Below are 20,800 nucleotides of genomic sequence, written 5' to 3' on the forward strand. Positions count from 1 at the left end.
GATTTCCGCCACAATCGACACGACCGCGGTGGTCGACCAGATGGTGCGTCGCGCGTCCTCGATGGGATTCGAATCATGGTGGCGGCGTGCGGAATCTGTTGGCTTCTGTGCCCACCCCATCCAACTTACGGGCACCGATGAGTTCGGGCGCGATCGGGTGGTGTGGACACGGTGCAACAACCGCCGCGCCCAGATCTGTCCATCGTGTTCAGACCTGTACGCCCGCGACACGTGGCTACTCGTGCACGCTGGCATGGCCGGCGGCCACCACGACATCCCTGTAGCAGTGGCCGATCGTCCACAGGTGTTCGTCACCCTCACCGCACCCAGCTACGGGCCCGTCCACACCGCCGTGCGTGCGGGAGATATGCGACACCGGGTGTGCCGCGACCACCACCATATTGGCGGCTACCGCCGCTGCCCACATGGAAAACCACTGTGGTGCAACATAACCCACCATGAAGGTGATACCCATGTGGGACGGCCGATCTGCGCGGACTGCTACGACTACGCCGGGCATGTCCTATTCGCCTGGCATCTGCCGGAACTGTGGCGACGGTTTACCATCACCCTGCGACGCACCTTGCGCCGAGAGCTACGCGCCTCGGGGGTCGACCCCGATACGGTGCGTGTTAGCTTCATCAAAGTCGTCGAACTCCAAGCCCGGCTCGTCCCGCATATTCATGCCGTGATCCGTCTCGATCCGCGCGACACCGATAACTGCGGCGGTCAGGAGTGGCAAGCGCCCGTCACGGCGACCGAACTGGCCACCACCATCCAACAGGCTGCCCGAACCGTGGCCGTGACGGTCACCGACTCAACCTCAGATGCCGCGACACAGGTGATCAGGTTCGGCACACAAGTTGACACCCAGCCCATCGATAACCGGTCCGCTGGCACGGAAAGCCGTGCTGTGGAGGAGGATTCGTCACAGGTCCGGATGCTGGCAGGCCGCCGCGTTGCCCGATACCTCGCGAAATACGTCACCAAATCGTTAGCGGACGTCGGGATCAGCGCGCGACGCATCTCTACCGAGGCCATCGCCGACCTCGACGTCACCGATCACGTCCGGGCCATCCTGACCACCATCAGCCAACTCGCCGACAGGGGACTGGCTGGTATCGGTCGGTGGCTGCACACACTCGGCTACCGAGGTCACATCACGAGCAAATCGCGTCGCTACTCCACAACGATGACCGCGCTGCGTGAACGCCGCGCCACCTGGACGCGTGAACAACGTTTGAAAAACGCTGGGCACCAACATGGTACCGACTTCGACTCTACCGGTGGCGATGATCTGGTGGCGTGGGAGTTTGACGGTGCCGGCGCCACCAGCCTCGGCGACCGCACTCTTGTCCACTCCGCGGCCCTCCAACGCATCGATGCCCGTCGCATCGGACTGATGGAAGTCCGTCGCCAAGCCCGCCACCAACATTGGGATTCGCCAGGGGGACGCGATGGCTGACCGACCCCGAACAGCATGTGCTCGCTCCGATTGTGGCACTCGAATCGATGCGCCGACCATGTCAGGGGGAGGTGTTGAAATTGACCTGCCGAACCAGTATCGACTCCCGCGCGAGGCCAACCGCGCGCTGGTACACGTCATACTGGCTGTGCGGGACCGGATGCTCGAATTGGAGAGGGGAGTCGCGTGAGCCTGAGGTTCGCCTTCTACGGACGAGTGAGTACCGAGGACGCTCAAGACCCGGAAGCGAGCCGCAGTTGGCAGAAGCGGCGTGCCATCGACCTGATCACCCCGCATGGCGGGGTCCTCGCCGCTGACTACTTCGATGTCGGACAGAGCCGCTCGTTACCGTGGAAGCGCAGGCCAGAGGCGTCACGTCTCCTAGCCGATGTCATCAGCAGGGATCGTGGCTTCGATGCCGTAGTGATCGGGGAACCCGCCCGTGCGTTCTACGGGCCGCAGTTCGCGCTCACCTTTCCTGTCCTCACGCACTACGGGGTCGGCCTGTGGGTGCCCGAGGTCGGAGGAGCGGTCGATCCCGGCTCTGAGGCGCACGACCTGGTGATGACGCTATTCGGCGGAATGAGCAAGGGAGAGCGCGCGCGAATCCAGATGCGCGTCCGTACGGCCATGTCGGCGCTCGCGCAGGACACCGCCAGGTATCTCGGTGGCCGCCCACCGTACGGTTATCGACTCGTCGATGCAGGCCCGCACCCGAACCCCGCCAAGGCAAGTCTTGGGCAGCGGCTTCACCGCCTGGAACCTGACCCCGCGACCGCTCCGATCGTCGAGCGGATCTATCGCATGTATGCCGATGGTGCTGGCTTGCGTTACATCGCACAGCAGCTCACCGACGATGGAGTGCCATCACCGAGCCAATACGACCCGGCGCGGAATCGGCATCGTGACCCACGAGGATGGTCCCATTCGGCGATCCGCGCCATACTCGACAACCCGGTGTACCGCGGTATTCGTGTGTGGGGCAAGCAAGAGAAATACGAGGTCCTGGTCAATCCCGACGATGTCGCTGCTGGGTATGAGACTCGCATGCGGTGGCGCGATGAGGCCGACTGGATCGCACCCGACCGACGCACGCACGAAGCGTTGATCCCTGATGAGTTGGCGCAGACTGTTCGTCTTCGGAAACAGGCGCGGCGGGGTCCGGGTCTTGTGTGCAGCAGAGAATCGACGGTGCCGTATGCGCTGCGTGGGCTGCTGTTCTGCGCCGCATGTGGACGGCGAATGCAGGGCGCCGCCCGACCGGGGAAGCAAACAACGCGGATCCTCTACCGTTGTGAGTTCGGCAAGTCACGTTCTGTACCTGTGGACCTGAGTGATCATCCGCGCACCGTCTATCTCCGTGAAGACGAGGTAACTGCGCGACTTGACGAATGGATCGCAACTCTGGCCGATCCAGAAGACCTCGCACGCGGGCAGGACGTGGACCCGGCGGCCGGACCTGGCTACGCCGGCTTGCAGCGCCAGCTGAGCGAGGCGAATGCCAAGGTGGCTGCGTTGATTACCGCCGTGGAGTCTGGCGTGGCCGTTGAGGATCTAACGGCTGCGTTGCGTCAACGTACCGCCGAGCGCGACGAGCTGAGGGCACGTCTTGAGCGAGCGGAGCGGCCCCGCGCCATGTCTGCCGCACAGATCAGCGAGTTAGTCGAGGAACTGGGTGGACTGTCAGCGGTCCTCGGCGCGGCAACCGGGCCTGAGCGCGCCGAGGTGTACGCAAGCTTGGGCCTGCGTCTCGACTACGACCCGCATCTTCGGCGAGTCACGGCGACTGCCGACTTAAGTCGTGTCGCCGGACGTGTCCGAGGGGGGACTTGAACCCCCACGCCCGTTAATAGGGCACTAGCACCTCAAGCTAGCGCGTCTGCCATTCCGCCACTCGGACCAGTTCGAAGGCAGCTTAGGTTATCGGATCACCCAGGCCGGACCCAAACCAAGGGAAACCTTGGGGCGGGGCGGAGTCCCCGGGGAAGGCCGAGTGGTACGAATGGTGACTGTGAGCCCTCCGTCTGCAGCCGAAGCCGAGGTGGTTGATCTCGTCAGCGCGCTCATACGCTTCGACACGTCGAACACCGGTGAGCCCGAAACCACCAAAGGCGAGGCCGAATGTGCCGCTTGGGTGGCCGGACAACTGCAGGAAGTCGGCTACGAGACCGAGATCATCGAAGCCGGTGCCCCCGGACGCGCCAACGTGTTCGCGCGGCTGGAAGGGACTGATCGCCAGCGCGGCGCCCTGATGCTGCACGGGCATCTCGACGTGGTGCCCGCCGAAGCCGCCGACTGGAGCGTCCATCCGTTCTCGGGCGCAGTCGAGGACGGCTACGTGTGGGGTCGCGGTGCGGTCGACATGAAAGACATGGTCGGGATGATGATCGCCGTCGCCCGCCATTTCAAACGCTCGGGCACCGTCCCCCCGCGTGACCTCGTTTTCGCCTTCGTCTCCGACGAGGAGGCGGGCGGCAACTACGGCTGCAAGTGGCTGGTCGACAACCGTCCCGACCTGTTCGAGAGCGTCACCGAGGCGATCGGCGAGGTCGGCGGTTTCTCGCTGACGATCCCGCGGCGTGACGGCGGTGAGCGGACGCTGTACCTGATCGAGACGGCCGAGAAGGCGATGCTGTGGATGCGGCTGACGGCGCGCGGGCGTGCCGGCCACGGGTCGATGATCCACGACAACAACGCCGTCACCGCGGTCGCCGAAGCGGTCGCAAAGCTCGGCAAGCACCAGTTCCCGGTGGTGCTCACCGAGTCGGTGGAGCAGTTCCTGACCGCCGTCACCGACGAGACCGGCTACACGTTCGACGTCGCCTCACCCGATCTCGAGGGCGCCATCGCCAAACTCGGCCCGATCGCCCGCATCGTCGGCGCGACGCTGCGTGACACCGCCAACCCGACGATGCTCAAGGCGGGCTACAAGGCCAACGTCATCCCGGCTACGGCCGAGGCGGTCGTCGACTGCCGCGTACTGCCCGGCCGGCTGGCCGCCTTCGAACGCGAGGTCGACGAGATCATCGGCCCCGACGTCACCCGCGAATGGATCACCAACCTGCCGTCCTACGAGACCGGCTTCGACGGCGAGCTGCTCGAGGCGATGAACGCCGCGATCCTTTCCGCAGACCCCGACGCCCGCACAGTTCCGTACATGCTGTCCGGCGGTACCGACGCGAAACACTTTGCGCGGCTCGGCATTCGCTGCTTCGGCTTCGCTCCGCTCAAACTGCCGCCGGACCTCGACTTCGCCGCCCTGTTCCACGGCGTGGACGAACGGGTACCCGTTGACGCATTGACGTTCGGTACCCGCGTTCTAGAACATTTCCTGCTGAACTGCTGAACTGCTGACCGCACGACTGACCACTCGAAAGGATCGAAAATGGCGTTTGACTACAACCCCTACGACTTCCTGCCGCAGCTTCCGACGTTCACGGTGACGTCGGAGACGTTCAGCGACGGTCAAGCGTTCGGTAACGACCAAGTCAGCGGCATCATGGGCGCAGGCGGTTCGGATGTGTCCCCGCAACTGTCTTGGTCGGGATTCCCCGAGGCGACGCGCAGTTTTGCGGTAACGATGTACGACCCCGACGCGCCGACGGCGTCAGGCTTCTGGCACTGGGCAGTGGCCAACCTGCCCGCCACCGTCACCGACCTGCCCGCCGGGGTCGGCGACGGAAGCACCAGCGGATTTCCTGGCGACGCACTCACTTTGGCCAATGATGCAGGCCTGAAGCGCTTCATCGGCGCTGCACCACCGGCCGGACATGGCATGCACCGCTACATCATCGCCGTGCACGCCGTCGGTGTGGAGAAGCTTGACCTTCCCGCGGAGGCCACCCCCGCCTATCTCGGTTTCAACCTGTTCGGGAACGCGATCGCGCGCGCAATCATCACCGGGACCTACGAACAGAACTAGTTCTCGCGAACGGCCGAGCCCACAGCATCGGCCAACGACGCGAACCCTCCGTCGTGCAGGCGGTGAGCCAAGCCGTCGTGAATGCGCTTGGCCCACAGCCCGCCGCCGTAGATGAAGCCGGTGTAGCCCTGCAGCAGTGATGCGCCCGAAACGATGCGGTCCCAGGCATCCTCTGCGGTTTCGATGCCGCCGACGCTGATGAGCACCAACTGGCCGCCCACGCGCCGGTACAGCCGCCGCAGCACCTCAGCCGACCGCTGCGCGACGGGCGCTCCGGAGATGCCGCCCGAACCGAGCTCATCGACTCCCGGCGACTTCAGTCCCGCTCGAGACACCGTGGTGTTGGTGGCGACGATACCGGCCAATCCCAATTCGACTGCAAGATCAGCGATCTCGTCGATCTCCTCGTCGGCCAAATCGGGCGCGATCTTCACCAGCACGGGAGTGGTCGTCTCCGCCCGCACCGCCGCGAGAATGGGGCGCAGCGATTCGACCGCCTGCAGATTGCGCAGACCCGGCGTGTTCGGCGAGCTGACGTTGACCACTATGAACGACGCCAACGGCCCTAGCAGACGGGCGCTCTCGGCGTAGTCTTCGACCGCCGACTCGGCCGGGGTGGTCTTGCTCTTGCCGATGTTGACGCCGATCGGCACCTCGGGGTTTTGGCGTGCGAGCTGAATGGCCAACTCACCGGCCCCGTGGTTGTTGAACCCCATCCGGTTGAGCAGGGCCCGGTCTTCGGGCAGCCGGAACATCCGCGGCCGCGGGTTGCCCGGTTGCGCGACCGCGGTCACCGTGCCGACCTCGGCGTAACCGAAACCCAGTGCGCCCCAGGTCTTCAACCCCCGGCCGTCCTTGTCGAAGCCGGCGGCCAAGCCCAGCGGAGCCGGGAACCTAACCCCGAACACCGTGCTCGCCAATACCGGGTCGTGGGGCGCCAGCCATCGCGTCAGCGGACGGCGCGTGACCGCCAAGGCCGTGACGGCCCGCAACACCGCGAAGACCCAGGTGTGAATGCGTTCGGGCGCGATCAGAAACAGCACCCGCTGCAGCGCGCGGTACATCATGGGCTCACAGCGCGGGCTGCTCCGGGACGACAGTTTCTCGAGCCGCAGACTTCTTGCGGCGCAGCAGCACCCGCCGCGACCCATCGGTATAGAGCCGCACGCGGGTCAGCTCCCATCCGCGGTATTCTGCCTCGATCGACAAGCGGGTCGAGGCGTTGATCCGCGTCAGATCGGGCGGCAGCCGCAACGGAATCCATTCGTAATCGTCGGACAGATCAGCCGCAATCACGTCCGCCCAGCCCTCGGGCATCCGGCCGCGCTGCATCGTCGTCACGAGCCCACCGCCGCACCCGGGATCACCTGCACGCCCGCCCCTGAGCCCGACACCACGTACAGGGTGCCGGAGGATTCATCGAATACCAGGGAGTTCGGCTGCTGCACGGTTCGATAGCGCACCTTCTCGACGGGGATGCCGGTTGACAGATCGTAGCCAACCACAGCGTTCGACGCAGTCTGCGACACCCAGGCCAGCGTCGGAGTTCCGGCCAGACCATACGGCGCGTCCCGCACCGGATAAGCCTGGCGAAGGATCAGCGGGTCGAGGCCGTACACCAGTAGCTGGCCGCCGCGAGTGTCGGCCACCAAAACCCTGCCCGCGTCGTCCGCCGCCATCGTGGTCGCGCCCTCGCCGGCGCGCAGTGCGTGCTCACCCTCGGCGCCGTCTTCTGACAGAGCGGTGACGGATGTCTGCCCACGGTCCAGCACCACCGCGGTATTTCCTTGTGTGACAAGGTCATCCACTCGGGCGAAGATCTTCAGCTGCGCGCCGACAGCGGTGTCGGAGCTCAACGTGAAGACGGTGCCGTCGGCGCTGCCGAGTACCAATTTGCCGTCCTCGCGGCGCGCTATCGCGGTGAAGTCGGTGTCCTGCTGCCCGTCGACATCGACCAGCGTCGCGGTGTCCTCGACGAGGTCGACCCGGAAATAGCCTCCGCGCGTCGTTACGTACAGCAGACCTTCGTCGTCTCCGGTCATCGCGGTGCCGTCTCCCGGCAGGGGTACCGCCCGGGAGCCGTCGAACTCGCCGAGGACTGTGACCACCGACTCCTCGGCGGATTTCGGGCTGAGCACGGCCAACGACGCGGTTCTCGCGTCGAATATCGCGGCGATCGCATGCTCGGGCAGCGGCTCCACCGAACCATCCGGTTTACCCGCCGCCGCCGGCGACACCGCTGCCTGAGCAGGGGTGATAGTCGGCGGAGGCGCATCGGATGGGGTCGACGCGCATGCCGAGATTCCGACGGTTGCGAGCCCGATAGCCAATAAACGAAGAATCTGATCTTGGCTGTTTACGCGAATCGGCAAGGGGTAGCTCTCGGACGTGCGAATTGATCTTCTCTCGACCTGCAGTCTAGGCAGATCCCGCAGCGAGATATTGCGGGCAGCTTCCCGCGCCCGCCTGTCTCACCGGCATGAGTAGAGTTATGGTCAATGTCATGACCCTTGCCGCAGACCGGGAACTGGGAAGCCAAGAGTTTGCTATCGAAGACATTTCCACTGGTGTACACGCTAGTGGGTTTGGCCAAGTTGGCGACGGCCGGAGCTTTTCATTTCACGTCGAACGCCAGTCACTGATGATCGAGGTGTACCGCCCACGGCTGACCGGGCCCGTCCCGCAGAGCGAGGACATTGTCGCGGTCGGCACCCGCAAGCTCATCGACATCGACCTCTCCGACAGGCGAAGCCTGGCGGCGGCGGTCCGTGACGCGGTGGCGGCAGCGCAACCGGTGCGACCCATCCGCTGACACCGCCCCCCGGTACGGTCGTCGTCGTGACGGACGTAGCGGCGATGTCGTGGGTCCAGGTGATCGTTCTCGCGATCCTGCAGGGCCTGACGGAGTTCCTGCCGGTGTCGTCGTCCGGACACCTGGCGATCGCGTCGCGGGTCTTCTTCACCGACGACGCCGGCGCCTCGTTCACCGCGGTCACCCAGCTCGGCACCGAGGTGGCGGTGCTCATCTACTTCGCACGTGACATCGCCCGCATCATCAAGGCGTGGTTCAACGGCCTCTTCGTGACCGCCCACCGCACCGCCGACTACTGGCTGGGCTGGTGGGTCATCATCGGAACGATCCCGATCAGCGTGCTCGGCCTACTGTTCAAAGACCAAATCCGAACGGGCGCACGCAATCTGTGGTTGATCGCGATAGCGTTGATCGTGTTCTCGGCGGTCATCGCCGCGGCGGAATACTACGGCCGTCAAGCGCGACAGGTCGAACAGCTCACGTGGAAGGACAGCATCATCGTCGGCCTCGCGCAGTGCCTTGCGCTCATTCCGGGTGTGTCGAGATCCGGCGCAACGATCAGCGCCGGCCTGTTCCTCGGCATGGACCGTGAACTCGCGGCACGCTTCGGCTTCCTGCTCGCCATCCCAGCGGTGTTCGCGTCGGGCCTGTACTCGCTACCCGACGCGTTTCATCCGGTCGGCGAGGGAATGAGCGCCACCGGTCCACAGCTGTTGGTCGCAACGGTGATCGCGTTGGTCGTCGGCTATGCCGCCGTCGCCTGGTTCCTGCGCTTCCTCATCCGACACAGCATGTACTGGTTCGTCGGATACCGCGTGCTGCTCGGCACCGTCGTGCTGATCCTGCTCGGCACCGGGGTGGTGTCGGCGGTATGACGGTCATCCTGCTGCGCCACGGGCGGTCGACCTCGAACACCGCCCACACCCTCGCCGGCCGCAGCGAGGGTGTCGACCTCGATGAAAAGGGCCAGGAACAGGCTGAAGGTCTGATTGCGCGCATCGGCACTCTGCCGGTCCGCGCGATCGTGCGATCACCGCTGCTGCGGTGCGAACGCACTGTCGCGCCGCTGGCTGCCGTGCTGGGCCTCGATCCCGTCGTCGACGAGCGCATCTCCGAGGTCGACTACGGCGCGTGGACGGGGCGCAAGATCGGCGAATTGGTCAAGGAGCCGCTGTGGGCGGTTGTGCAGCAGCAGCCCAGCGCGGCGGTGTTCCCAGACGGCGAAGGACTCGCCGCGGTCCAGGCGCGCGCTGTGGGCGCGGTACGAGAGCACGACCGGCGGCTGGCCGAACAGCACGACGGTGACGTGTTGTGGATCGCCTGTACGCACGGCGACGTGATCAAGGCCGTCGTCGCCGACGCGCTGGGAACGCATCTCGACAGCTTCCAGCGGATCACCGCGGACCCCGCCTCGATGAGTGTGATCCGTTACACGGCGATGCGTCCGTTCGTCATCCACGTCAACCACACCGGTGATCAACTGACCGCCGGCCTGCTGGCAAAACCGCCGAAGGACGGGGCCCAGGAGGCGTCCAAGGACGGTGAGGTGCCACCCGAAGACGCGGTCGTGGGTGGCTCGACCGACTGACCGGTGAACCCCCGGGATTGCGGCTGACGCGGCCGTTACCGGTATTTTGGAGATGCCATGGCCCGCGCTATTCACGTCTTCCGAACACCCGACCGCTTCGTGGCCGGGACCGTTGGGCAACCGGGAAACCGGACCTTCTACCTGCAGGCCGTTCACGACAAGCGGGTGGTGTCGGTGATCCTGGAGAAGCAGCAGGTTGCGGTGCTCGCCGAACGTATCGCCGCGTTGCTGCTCGAGATCAACCGGCGATTCGGCACGCCGGTGCCGCCCGAGACCGGCGAGGTGGACGACCTGAGTCCGCTGATCACCCCGGTGGACGCCGAATTCCGGGTCGGGACCATGGGGCTCGGCTGGGACTCCGAGGCGCAGACCGTCGTCGTCGAACTGCTCGCGGTGTCCGAGACCGAGTTCGACGCGTCCGTGGTGCTCGACGACGCGGAAGACGGCCCCGATGCGGTGCGGGTCTTCCTGACGCCGGAATCCGCGCGTCAGTTCGCGACGCGCTCCAACCGGGTCATCTCGGCGGGCCGTCCGCCATGCCCGCTGTGCGACGAACCGCTCGATCCCGAGGGCCACATCTGCGTACGCACCAACGGTTATCTGCGTGGCGCCATCACCGGTTCCGACGATGACGCCGTCGAGTAGCGGATCGGACTCCGCTCGTGAAGCCAACGAGGTGCTGCGGCGCGGTGAGCTGACCGTCATCGGACGCATCCGCTCCGCAAGCAACGCCACCTTCCTGTGCGAGGCGCATCTCAATGAGCGGCAAGCGCATTGCGTCTACAAGCCGATCAAGGGGGAGGCGCCCCTTTGGGACTTTCCGGACGGGACGCTGGCCGGTCGCGAACTCGGCGCGTACCTCGTGTCGGACGCGCTGGGGTGGAACATCGTGCCGTACACCATTATTCGAGATGGCCCCGCCGGGCCGGGCATGTTGCAGCTCTGGGTCGACCAACCAGGCGAGAGCCTCGGAGAGGTCGGCGATGAACCCGAAGCGGGACCGGACCTCGTCGACCTGTTGCCCGCCGGGCAGATTCCGCCGGGCTTCCTGCCGATCCTGCAGGCCTACGACTACGCAGGCGACGAGGTGACGCTGGTGCACGCCGACGACATCCGGCTACGCCGGATGGCCATCTTCGACGTGCTGATCAACAACGCCGACCGCAAGGGCGGCCACATCCTGTCCGGAGTCGACGGGCATGTGTACGGCGTCGACCACGGCGTCAGCCTGCACGTCGAGGACAAGCTCCGAACGGTGCTGTGGGGCTGGGCGGGCAAGCCGGTGGATGAAGAGAGCCTGGAAGCCGTCGCCGCTCTGCGTGACCAGCTGGCCAATGGCTTGGCGGACACACTCTGTGCGCACATCACCGAACGTGAGATCGCCGCCCTGAAAGCGAGAACTGTTGCACTGATTGATGATCCGGTGATGCCCACCCCGGACCGACGGCGCCCGATACCGTGGCCGGCGTTCTAGTCCACCCGGCGCGTGCGACGAGTCTGAGGATTCCAACGCGGTGCCGAGTCGAACCTTCATGATCTACTGAGCCGGTGAGTGCGACCGATGCGGCGCTTGCTGCCGAGGTGGCCAAGGACGCCGGCGAGATGCTGCTGGGGGTGCGTGAGGAGATCGGCTTTTACGATCCCTACGAACTGGGCGACGAGGGCGATAGGCGCGCCAACACCTTGATCCTCAACCGGCTGCGGGCCGAGCGTCCCGACGACGCGGTGCTGTCCGAAGAGGCGGCCGACGACATTTCCCGTGTTCAAGCCGAACGCGTCTGGATCGTCGACCCCGTCGACGGCACCCACGAGTTCTCGATGCCCGGCCGAACCGACTGGGCCGTGCACATCGCACTGTGGCAACGCAACGACGGCCCGAACGGCGGCGGCATCACCGACGCCGCGGTCGCCCTGCCCGCCCGCGGCGAGGTGTACCGGACCGACACGGTGGTCCCTCCGCCGCCCCGTGCCGAGGGGCCGATCCTCATCACGGCCAGCGCCAACCGTCCACCACCGGTGCTGTGGTGGCTACGGGACCGGCTCGACATCAGGCTGGTGCGGATTGGGTCGGCAGGCGCCAAGGCCATGGCCGTGGTCCGCGGCGACGTCGACGCATACCTGCACGCCGGCGGTCAGTGGGAGTGGGATTCGGCGGCACCCGCCGGTGTGGTGGCGGCGGCCGGCATGCACGCGACCCGCCTCGACGGCTCGCCGCTGATCTACAACCGGGCCGACCCGTACCTGCCTGACCTGCTGATGTGCCGGGCCGAGTTGGCCGATGTGCTGCTCGAAGGCATCCTGTCGGCCTACCGCAACCGCTGAGGCGGGAATGAATCGGCCGCACGCGGTGTCCAATTCCGTGATGCCTAGAGTCGACGCTATGAATTCGTGGCCCGCGCCGACCGTCCCGGTCCTTAACGGCCGCGGTCCGCAGCTACGGCTCTACGACAGCGCCGACCGGCAGGTGCGCCCCGTCACCGCCGGCGAGGTCGCCACCATGTACGTCTGCGGCATCACCCCGTACGACGCCACCCACCTGGGCCACGCAGCCACCTACCTGACGTTCGACCTCGTCCACCGGGTGTGGCTGGATTCGGGTCATCAGGTGCACTACGTGCAGAACATCACCGACATCGATGACCCGTTGTTCGAGCGGGCCGAGCGCGACGGCATCGGCTGGCGCGAGCTGGCCGACCGCGAGACCGAGCTGTTCCGCGAGGACATGGCGGCGCTGCGGGTACTACCGCCACACGAGTATGTGGCCGCCACGGAGGCGATCGCCGAGGTCATCGAAGTGGTCGAGAAGCTGTTGGCCGCGGGCACGGCCTACGTCGCCGATGACGCCGAGCACCCCGACGTCTACTTCCGCGCCGACGCCACACCGCAGTTCGGCTACGAGTCGGGATACGACCGCGACACCATGATGCGGTTGTTCGCCGAACGCGGCGGCGACCCGGATCGCGCGGGTAAGGGCGACGCGCTGGACGCGCTGTTATGGCGGGCGCAGCGGCCCGGCGAGCCGAGCTGGCCGTCGCCGTTCGGCGCCGGACGGCCGGGCTGGCACGTTGAATGCGCCGCGATCGCGCTGAGCCGCATCGGCACCGACCTGGACATCCAGGGTGGTGGTTCCGATCTGATCTTCCCGCACCACGAATTCTCCGCCGCGCACGCCGAATCCGTCACGGGGGAGCGGCGATTCGCCCGTCATTACGTGCACGCAGGCATGATCGGGTGGGATGGGCACAAGATGAGCAAGAGCCGGGGCAACCTGGTCCTGGTGTCCCAGTTGCGCGCAGACGGCGTCGATCCCGGGGCGATCCGACTTGGGCTGTTCGCGGGTCATTACCGCACCGATCGCTTCTGGAGTCCTGCGGTGCTCGACGAGGCGAATGACCGGTTGCAGCGCTGGCGACGCGCGGTGGCCCAGCCCGCGGGGCCCGACGCCGCCGACGTGGTGGCCCGGGTTCGACGCTATCTGGCTGACGATCTCGACACCCCGAAAGCCCTTGCCGCACTTGATGGCTGGACGACCGACGCGCTTACCTACGGCGGTCACGACCCGCAGGCGCCGCAGGTTGTGGCCGATGCCGTCGACACGCTGCTCGGTATAAAGCTGTAGGCCCGCCAAACGCGGCGCAGCGCAGAGTACGTTTGACCGACATGAGTTCAGTCAACGGAAAAGTCGTCCTCATCACCGGTGGCGCCAACGGCATCGGCGCGGAGGTGGCCCGACGCCTGCACGACAAAGGCGCCAAGCTGGTACTCACCGACCTGGACAAAGACCTTCTCGAAGGCGTGGCGGCCCGGTTGGGCGGCGATCGGCTGCTGACGGCTGTCGCCGACGTGCGCGATCTGGCCGCCATGCAAGCCGCCGTCGCCGCGGGCGTGGAGCGGTTCGGCGGGATCGACGTCGCAATGGCCAATGCGGGAATCTCGACCGTCGGATCCCTGCTCGCCGTCGATCCGGATGCGTTCAAGACCCTGATCGATGTGAACGTCGTCGGGGTGTTCAACACGGTGCGCGCGGCGCTGCCGTCGATGATCGAGCGACGCGGCTACGTCCTGATCGTGTCGTCGGCGGCCGCGTACGCCGCTGCCGCGGGCATGGTGCCCTATGACACTTCCAAGGCCGGCGTCGAGCACTTCGCCAATGCGCTGCGGTTGGAGGTCGCACATCTTGGGGTGGCCGTCGGGTCGGCACACATGTTGTGGATCGACACCCCTCTGGTGCGCGAGGGCAAGGCCGACTCGGAGGCGTTCCGGGAGATGCTGCGCAGACTGCCCGGCCCGTTGGGTAAGACCACATCGATCGAGAAGTGCGGTGAAATCTTCGTGGCGGGCATCGAGGCGCGCAAGCGCCAGATCAACTGTCCCCGCTTCGTCGGCCTGTTGCGCTGGTTGAAACCACTGCTCTCGTCCCGGCTGGGCGAACCGCTCACCCTGAAGCATGTTCCGGAGCTGTTACCGAAGATGGATGCTGAAGTCGCGGCGCTCGGCCGGAGTTTCAGTGCACGTACCGAGGCATTGGAGAAGTAGTGCTGCGTTACCTCGCAATCGTCGTCGCATCGCTGATGCTGTTGGTGGGCTGTAGCACGAAAAAGGACGAGGAGGCCGCGACGTCGACTCCGCCACCGGCGCCGGCCACCGTCACACCCGAGCAGACCCGTGCGATCGCCAAGGAGGCCTACATCTACGGCTTCCCGATGGTCGACAACTACCGGGTGATGTACTCCTATTTCGTCAACAAGGAGGATCCTGAGTACAAGGGCGGTTGGAACGAAATACACAACAGCGCACAGGTTTACACGCCTGCGGACAAGGCGATCCAAACGCCGAACTCCGACACACCGTACTCCGCCGTCGGCGCCGACCTGCGCGCCGAACCACTGGTGCTCACGGTTCCTCCCATCGAGCAGGACCGCTATTACTCTCTTCAGTTCATCGATCTCTACACCTACAACATCGCCTACGTAGGGAGCCGAACGACGGGTAACGGCGGAGGGAAATACCTTCTGGTAGGCCCGAACTGGCAGGGCGAGAAGCCCGAGGGCATCAACGAGGTGATCAGATCCGACACCGATCTCGCCATGGTGCTCTACCGCACTCAACTGTTCGGCCCGTCCGACATCGACCAGGTCAAGAAGATCCAGGCCGGCTACCAGGTGGCGCCACTGTCGGTGTTCCTCAACCAACCATCACCCGCGCCTGCCCCGCCGATCGACTTCGTGCCGCCCCTGACCCGCGATCAGCAGAAGACCTCGCCGCAGTTCTTCGAGATCCTGAATTTCCTGCTTGGATTCGCGCCGACGCCGCCGTCTGAGCAGGAGTTGCGCGCCCGGTTCGCCACCATCGGGATCGGACCCGACGGCAGTTTCGACGCCGACAAGATGACGCCGGAGACGAGATCGGCGATCGAGGGCGGAATGGCCGACGCCTGGGCCGAATTCGACACTTTCAAAAAGGACAAGCTGGATACCGGCCAAGTGACATCGGGTGACATCACCGGCAACCGGGAAACGATTGGCACGAACTATCTGTATCGGATGGCCGCCGCGGTGGTCGGTATCTACGGCAACTCCAAGGACGAGGCGATCTATGTGGGTGCGTTCAACGACTCCACGGGTGCGCCGTTGACCGGAGCCAACAACTACACCTACCGGTTCGCCAAGGATCAGCTGCCGCCGGTCAACGCATTCTGGTCGTTGACCATGTACGAGCTTCCACAGAGCCTGCTGGTCGAGAACCCGATGAAGCGCTATCTGATCAACTCGCCGATGCTGCCCAGCCTCGTGCCCGACGCCGACGGCGGCTACACGATTTACATCCAGAACTCGTCGCCGGGAATCGAGAAGGAAGCCAATTGGCTACCGGCGCCCCAGGGCCCGTTCCAGATGGTGCTGCGGTTGTACTGGCCGAAGCCCGATGCGCTCAACGGAACCTGGAAACCGCCACAACCCGTGAAGACCTGACCCACCCACCGCCGAAATCAGGCTCTGCCCTCACCGGAGATCAACCCCGAAAACCCGGCCCGCGACGGCGCAGATAGCGCTCGAACTCGGCGGCAAGGGCGTCGCCGTCGATCTTGCCGATCGCCTCGTGCATGTCGACTTCCGCGTCGCCGCGTTCTTCCAGCGACTGCACGTATTCGGCGATGTCGTCATCCTCGGAGGTCATTTCGGTCACCGCCAATTCCCATTCCTCGGCCTGCGTCGGCAGGTCGGCGAGTGGCACCTCGATGTCCAGGACGTCCTCGACGCGGCGCAACAGCGCGACGGTGGCCTTGGGGTTCGGCGGCTGCGACACGTAATGCGGGACGGCGGCCCAGAACGTCACCGCGGGAATGCCGGCCTGCACACAGGCGTCCTGGAACACCCCGGCGATGCCCGTCGGCCCCTCATAGCGCGTCTCCTCGAGGCCGAACGCCTTCGCCGAGTCGGGGGAGTAGGCCGCTCCCGACACCGGAACCGGGCGCGTGTGTGGGGTGTCGGCCAGCAGCGCACCGAGGATGACGACTGTCTGCACGTTGAGCTTGTCCGCGATCGCCAGCAACTCGGCGCAGAACGTGCGCCAGCGCATATTGGGCTCGACGCCATGCATCAGCACGATGTCGCGGTCCGAGCCGGGCGGACGGCAGTGCGAAATTCGCATCGACGGCCACACCAGCTCGCGGGTCACCCCATCGACCTGCCGGATCACCGGCCGGTTGACCTGGTAGTCGTAGTACGCCTCGTCGTCGATCTCCACAATCGGCTCGGCTTCCCAGATCGCGTCCAGGTGCTCCAGCGCATCGCTCGCGGCATCCCCGGCATCGTTCCAGCCCTCGAAGGCCGCGACGACGATTGTGTCGCTCAAGTCGGGCAGGTTCGGCGTCACCAGGCCAGCCTAAGCCCTGTGTGGTGGCTTGGAGCGGCATCGCCACACGGGCTGAATCGGCGGCGGCCCGTCGAGACGAAATACGCTGGACGGCAATCTGGTTAGTGTTGATACTTAGGCCATCGCCATAAGCTCCACGAGCTGCCGACCACGGCGATGAGTTGGGCGTCCAGACGTCGATTGGGTGACGGCGTAGACTTTTCTGGTCGAGAGGCGTTGCAACGGTTCCGGGTCATTGCCGGATTCCGCCACGCTCGGCGAAGTCAAGGACGCCTTCCGTTACGGAAGGAGTGCATTGTGGCCGCCCCGGAAAGCGTCTCCGAGTCGAAGACCTTCACGCCGAACGTCCGCCCCGACTGCACCGAAGAACTCACGGCTGCTCTGCGCCAGCGGATCATGGTCATCGACGGCGCGATGGGGACGGCGATCCAGCGGGACCGGCCAGACGAGGCCGGCTACCGCGGCGACCGGTTCACGGAATGGCCGACTGCGCTTCAGGGCAACAACGACCTGCTCAACCTGACGCAGCCCCAGATCATCGAGGGAATCCACCGCGAGTACCTCGAAGCGGGCGCCGACATCCTGGAGACCAACACGTTCAACGCGAACGCGGTCTCGCTCGCCGACTACGACATGGCCGACCTGAGCTACGAGCTGAACTACGCGGGCGCCGCGCTGGCCCGCAAAGCCGCCGACGAGTTCAGCACCCCGGAAAAGCCACGCTATGTCGCGGGCGCCCTGGGGCCCACGACACGCACGGCGTCGATCTCACCGGACGTCAACGATCCGGGAGCCCGCAACGTCTCCTACGACCAGCTGGTCGCGGCCTACCTCGAAGCTGCCAACGGCCTGGTGGACGGCGGTGTCGACATCCTTATCATCGAGACGATCTTCGACTCGCTGAATTCCAAGGCGGCGGTGTTCGCCGTCGAGACGCTGTTCGAGGAGCGCGGGCGCCGTTGGCCGGTGATCATCTCGGGCACCATCACCGACGCGTCAGGGCGGACGTTGTCCGGTCAGGTCACCGAAGCATTCTGGAACGCGATCAGACACGCCAAGCCCATCGCGGTCGGCCTCAACTGTGCCCTGGGGGCACCGGAGATGAGGCCCTACATCGCCGAGATGTCGCGGATCGCGGACACCTTCGTCTCCTGCTACCCGAACGCGGGACTGCCCAACGCATTCGGCGAATACGACGAGTCTCCGGAACGGCAGGCCGGCTACATCGCCGACTTCGCCGAGGCTGGTCTTGTCAACCTGGTCGGTGGTTGCTGCGGGACGGCGCCGCCGCACATCGCCGAGATCGCCAAGGTCGTCGAGGGCAAACCGCCCCGCGAGTTGCCCGAGATCCCGGCGGCTACCCGGCTTTCGGGGCTCGAACCCCTCAACATCACCGAAGACTCCCTGTTCGTGAACATCGGTGAGCGCACCAACATCACCGGCTCCGCCCGGTTCCGCAACTTGATCAAGGCCGAGGACTACGACACCGCGCTATCGGTCGCCCTGCAGCAGGTCGAGGTCGGTGCACAGGTCATCGACATCAACATGGACGAGGGCATGATCGACGGCGTCGCCGCGATGGACCGGTTCACCAAGCTGATCGCGGCCGAGCCGGACATCAGCCGGGTCCCGGTGATGATCGACTCCTCTAAGTGGGAGGTCATCGAGGCGGGCCTGAAGAACGTTCAGGGCAAGCCGATCGTCAACTCGATCTCCATGAAGGAGGGCGAGGAGAAGTTCATCCGCGAGGCACGGCTGTGCCGCAAGTACGGCGCCGCCGTCGTCGTGATGGCCTTCGACGAGCAGGGTCAGGCCGACAACCTGGAGCGCCGCAAGGAGATCTGCGGGCGCGCCTACCGGATCCTGACCGAAGAGGTCGGGTTCCCGCCCGAGGACATCATCTTCGACCCGAACTGCTTCGCGCTGGCGACCGGCATCGAGGAGCACGCGACCTACGGGATCGACTTCATCGAGGCCTGCGCCTGGATCAAGGAGAACCTCCCCGGGGTGCACATCTCCGGCGGCATCTCGAACGTGTCGTTCTCGTTTCGCGGCAACAACCCCGTGCGCGAGGCCATTCACGCGGTGTTCCTGTTCCACGCCATCAAAGCAGGCCTGGACATGGGCATCGTCAACGCCGGCGCGCTGGTGCCCTACGACTCGATCGACCCCGAACTGCGGGACCGTATCGAGGACGTGGTCCTGAACCGTCGCGAGGACGCGGCCGAGCGGCTGCTCGAGATCGCCGAGCGGTTCAACACGAAGAACTCGGGCGAAGGCGACGATAAGACCGCCGCCGAGTGGCGCAGTCTGCCGGTCCGCGAGCGCATCACGCACGCTCTGGTCAAGGGCATCGACGCCCACGTCGACGACGACACCGAGGAGTTGCGCGCCGAGATCGCCGCCGCGGGTGGCCGCCCTATCGAGGTGATCGAGGGCCCGCTGATGGACGGCATGAACGTCGTGGGTGACCTTTTCGGCTCGGGCAAGATGTTCCTGCCGCAGGTCGTGAAGTCGGCGCGGGTGATGAAGAAGGCCGTCGCCTATCTGCTGCCGTTCATCGAGGCAGAGAAAGAGGAGGCCGGGACCACCGGCACCAAGGACACCAACGGCACGATCATCATGGCGACCGTGAAGGGCGACGTCCACGACATCGGCAAGAACATCGTCGGAGTCGTGCTGCAGTGCAACAACTTCGAAGTGATCGATCTCGGTGTGATGGTGCCTGCCCAGAAGATCCTGGATGCGGCGAAGGAGCACGACGCCGACATCATCGGCTTGTCCGGCCTGATCACTCCGTCGTTGGACGAGATGGTCAACTTCGCCGTCGAGATGGAACGCGAGGGGCTGGAGATCCCGCTGCTGATCGGCGGCGCAACCACCTCCCGCGCCCATACGGCGGTGAAGGTGGCGCCGCGTCGCAACGGGCCGGTGGTCTGGGTCAAGGACGCGTCCCGCTCGGTGCCGGTCGCCGCGGCCCTCCTCGACGACAAGCAGCGTCCGGCTCTGCTGGAGGCCACCGAGGCCGACTACGCCTCCCTGCGCGAACGGCACGCCCAGAAGAACGAGCGGCCGATGCTGACGCTGGAAAAGGCGCGCGCCAACCGGACGCCGATCGAGTGGGACGGCTACACGCCGCCGGTGCCCGCTCAGGGCCTCGGCGTTCGGGAGTTCTGCGACTACGACCTCGCCGAGCTACGCGAGTTGATCGACTGGCAGCCGTTCTTCAACGCCTGGGAGATGAAGGGCAGGTTCCCCGACATCCTCAACAACCCGGCGTCGGGCGAGACCGCCCGCAAGCTCTACGACGATGCCCAGCAGATGCTCGACACCTTGATCAAGGAGAAATGGCTGACCGCCAACGGGGTGATCGGGTTCTTTCCGGCGAACGCCGTGGGCGACGACATCGAGGTGTACACCGACGACACCCGCACCGAGGTGCTCACCACGTTGCGCAACCTTCGACAGCAGGGCGCGCATCGCGACGGCGTCCCGAACAAATCGCTGGGGGACTTCGTCGCCCCGAAAGAATCGGGTCTCCGGGACTACATCGGTGCCTTCGCCGTCACCTCGGGGCTCGGCGGCCAGGAGAAGATCGCGGAGTTCAAGGCGGCCCTCGACGACTACAGCGCGATCCTGCTGGAGTCGCTCGCCGACCGACTGGCAGAAGCCTTCGCCGAACGCATGCACCAGCGCGTCCGTAAGGAGTTCTGGGGGTTCCAGCCGGACGAGGAGCTGGACAACGACGCACTCATCGCCGAGAAATACGTGGGAATTCGCCCCGCCCCCGGCTATCCCGCCTGCCCGGAGCACACCGAGAAGGCGACGCTGTGGGAGCTGATGGACGTCAAGGAACGGACGGGCATCGAGCTGACGGAGTCGATGGCGATGTGGCCCGGTGCCGCCGTCAGCGGCTGGTATTTCTCGCATCCGCAGTCGCAGTATTTCGTGGTCGGCCGGTTGGCTCAGGATCAGGTCGCCGACTACGCGAAACGTAAGGGCTGGACCTTGAAGGAGGCCGAGCGTTGGCTGGCTCCCAACCTGGGCTACAACCCAGAGGACTGAGCCCTGGCTCGTCGAGCACTTCTCGGCCGCTGACATCGCTATCCACTTTCCGCAGAGGGCTTCTCGCATTTTCTC

The 20,800-nt window shown here is 65.6% G+C and carries 18 protein-coding genes and 1 tRNA gene; 14 read left to right on the plus strand and 5 right to left on the minus strand.

Annotated features, from left to right (window positions below; genetic code table 11):
- The first annotated feature begins 40 nt into the window (after positions 1-40).
- Together G6N42_RS06955 and G6N42_RS06960 are read left to right on the plus strand one after the other, a co-directional pair.
- A complete protein-coding gene (locus tag G6N42_RS06955) occupies positions 41-1,465 on the plus strand; it encodes a replication initiator (RefSeq protein WP_232076495.1) in 1,425 nt (474 codons plus the stop codon).
- Between the two features lie 186 nt (positions 1,466-1,651).
- The gene (locus tag G6N42_RS06960) at positions 1,652-3,298 is read left to right on the plus strand and encodes a recombinase family protein (protein WP_014213361.1); all 1,647 of its coding nucleotides are present in this window, start codon (positions 1,652-1,654) and stop codon (positions 3,296-3,298) included.
- Here G6N42_RS06960 and G6N42_RS06965 read toward each other — a convergent pair.
- Positions 3,280-3,365, minus strand: a tRNA-Leu gene (locus G6N42_RS06965). The two genes, G6N42_RS06960 and G6N42_RS06965, sit on opposite strands and share 19 nt — an antisense overlap.
- 102 nt (positions 3,366-3,467) lie before the next feature.
- Here G6N42_RS06965 and G6N42_RS06970 point away from each other — a divergent pair.
- Positions 3,468-4,811: a M20/M25/M40 family metallo-hydrolase gene (locus tag G6N42_RS06970; protein ID WP_163727776.1), complete on the plus strand. Its 1,344-nt coding sequence runs from the start codon at positions 3,468-3,470 to the stop codon at positions 4,809-4,811.
- Positions 4,812-4,850: 39 nt separating this feature from the next.
- Entirely contained in the window at positions 4,851-5,387 is a 537-nt protein-coding gene (locus G6N42_RS06975) for a YbhB/YbcL family Raf kinase inhibitor-like protein (protein WP_163727781.1), read from the plus strand.
- On the opposite strand, the gene G6N42_RS06980 is transcribed toward G6N42_RS06975, so the two are convergent.
- Genes G6N42_RS06980 through G6N42_RS06990 form a run of 3 tightly spaced genes read right to left on the minus strand, consistent with a single transcriptional unit; the run spans position 5,384 to position 7,759 of the window.
- On the minus strand, positions 5,384-6,451 hold the full coding sequence (locus G6N42_RS06980) for a quinone-dependent dihydroorotate dehydrogenase (protein WP_163737089.1): 1,068 nt from the start codon (positions 6,449-6,451) through the stop codon (positions 5,384-5,386). The two genes, G6N42_RS06975 and G6N42_RS06980, sit on opposite strands and share 4 nt — an antisense overlap.
- Positions 6,452-6,458: 7 nt before the next feature.
- Positions 6,459-6,719: a DUF5703 family protein gene (locus G6N42_RS06985; RefSeq protein WP_174262224.1), complete on the minus strand. Its 261-nt coding sequence runs from the start codon at positions 6,717-6,719 to the stop codon at positions 6,459-6,461.
- 5 nt (positions 6,720-6,724) lie between these two features.
- Complete coding sequence (locus tag G6N42_RS06990) at positions 6,725-7,759, minus strand: YncE family protein (RefSeq protein ID WP_163727787.1); 1,035 nt, start codon at positions 7,757-7,759, stop codon at positions 6,725-6,727.
- A 131-nt stretch (positions 7,760-7,890) separates the two neighbouring features.
- On the opposite strand from G6N42_RS06990, the gene G6N42_RS06995 reads away from it, so the two are divergent.
- From G6N42_RS06995 to G6N42_RS07035, 9 genes are all read left to right on the plus strand, one after another.
- Positions 7,891-8,199 carry a hypothetical protein gene (locus tag G6N42_RS06995; RefSeq protein ID WP_163727790.1) on the plus strand — a complete coding sequence of 103 codons (309 nt, stop codon included), beginning with the start codon at positions 7,891-7,893 and terminating at the stop codon, positions 8,197-8,199.
- Positions 8,200-8,243: 44 nt separating this feature from the next.
- Positions 8,244-9,074, plus strand: a complete 831-nt coding sequence (locus G6N42_RS07000; RefSeq protein ID WP_163737091.1) for an undecaprenyl-diphosphate phosphatase — start codon at positions 8,244-8,246, stop codon at positions 9,072-9,074.
- On the plus strand, positions 9,071-9,787 hold the full coding sequence (locus G6N42_RS07005; protein ID WP_163727793.1) for a histidine phosphatase family protein: 717 nt from the start codon (positions 9,071-9,073) through the stop codon (positions 9,785-9,787). The genes G6N42_RS07000 and G6N42_RS07005 overlap by 4 nt, the downstream gene beginning before the upstream one ends.
- Before the next feature lie 57 nt (positions 9,788-9,844).
- Positions 9,845-10,432, plus strand: a complete 588-nt coding sequence (locus tag G6N42_RS07010) for a DUF3090 domain-containing protein (RefSeq protein ID WP_083123296.1) — start codon at positions 9,845-9,847, stop codon at positions 10,430-10,432.
- Positions 10,416-11,261: an SCO1664 family protein gene (locus G6N42_RS07015; RefSeq protein ID WP_174262225.1), complete on the plus strand. Its 846-nt coding sequence runs from the start codon at positions 10,416-10,418 to the stop codon at positions 11,259-11,261. Before G6N42_RS07010 ends, G6N42_RS07015 begins: the two co-directional genes overlap by 17 nt.
- Before the next feature lie 74 nt (positions 11,262-11,335).
- Positions 11,336-12,109 carry a 3'(2'),5'-bisphosphate nucleotidase CysQ gene (locus G6N42_RS07020; RefSeq protein WP_163727797.1) on the plus strand — a complete coding sequence of 258 codons (774 nt, stop codon included), beginning with the start codon at positions 11,336-11,338 and terminating at the stop codon, positions 12,107-12,109.
- 58 nt (positions 12,110-12,167) lie between these two features.
- Positions 12,168-13,406, plus strand: coding sequence for a cysteine--1-D-myo-inosityl 2-amino-2-deoxy-alpha-D-glucopyranoside ligase (gene mshC / locus G6N42_RS07025; RefSeq protein ID WP_163727800.1), 1,239 nt, complete (start codon positions 12,168-12,170; stop codon positions 13,404-13,406).
- Positions 13,407-13,447: 41 nt separating this feature from the next.
- Positions 13,448-14,323 (plus strand): SDR family oxidoreductase, encoded by an 876-nt coding sequence (locus G6N42_RS07030; protein ID WP_163727803.1) that lies wholly within the window; start codon positions 13,448-13,450, stop codon positions 14,321-14,323.
- Complete coding sequence (locus G6N42_RS07035) at positions 14,323-15,756, plus strand: DUF1254 domain-containing protein (RefSeq protein WP_434059569.1); 1,434 nt, start codon at positions 14,323-14,325, stop codon at positions 15,754-15,756. Before G6N42_RS07030 ends, G6N42_RS07035 begins: the two co-directional genes overlap by 1 nt.
- 40 nt (positions 15,757-15,796) lie before the next feature.
- Here G6N42_RS07035 and G6N42_RS07040 read toward each other — a convergent pair whose 3' ends face one another.
- Positions 15,797-16,660: a PAC2 family protein gene (locus G6N42_RS07040; protein ID WP_207568496.1), complete on the minus strand. Its 864-nt coding sequence runs from the start codon at positions 16,658-16,660 to the stop codon at positions 15,797-15,799.
- A 297-nt stretch (positions 16,661-16,957) separates the two neighbouring features.
- On the opposite strand from G6N42_RS07040, the gene metH reads away from it, so the two are divergent.
- A complete protein-coding gene (gene metH / locus G6N42_RS07045) occupies positions 16,958-20,725 on the plus strand; it encodes a methionine synthase (RefSeq protein ID WP_163727806.1) in 3,768 nt (1,255 codons plus the stop codon).
- Positions 20,726-20,800: the final 75 nt, after the last annotated feature.

Origin of the sequence: Mycobacterium gallinarum, from assembly GCF_010726765.1 — a bacterium.
Taxonomy (GTDB): domain Bacteria; phylum Actinomycetota; class Actinomycetes; order Mycobacteriales; family Mycobacteriaceae; genus Mycobacterium; species Mycobacterium gallinarum.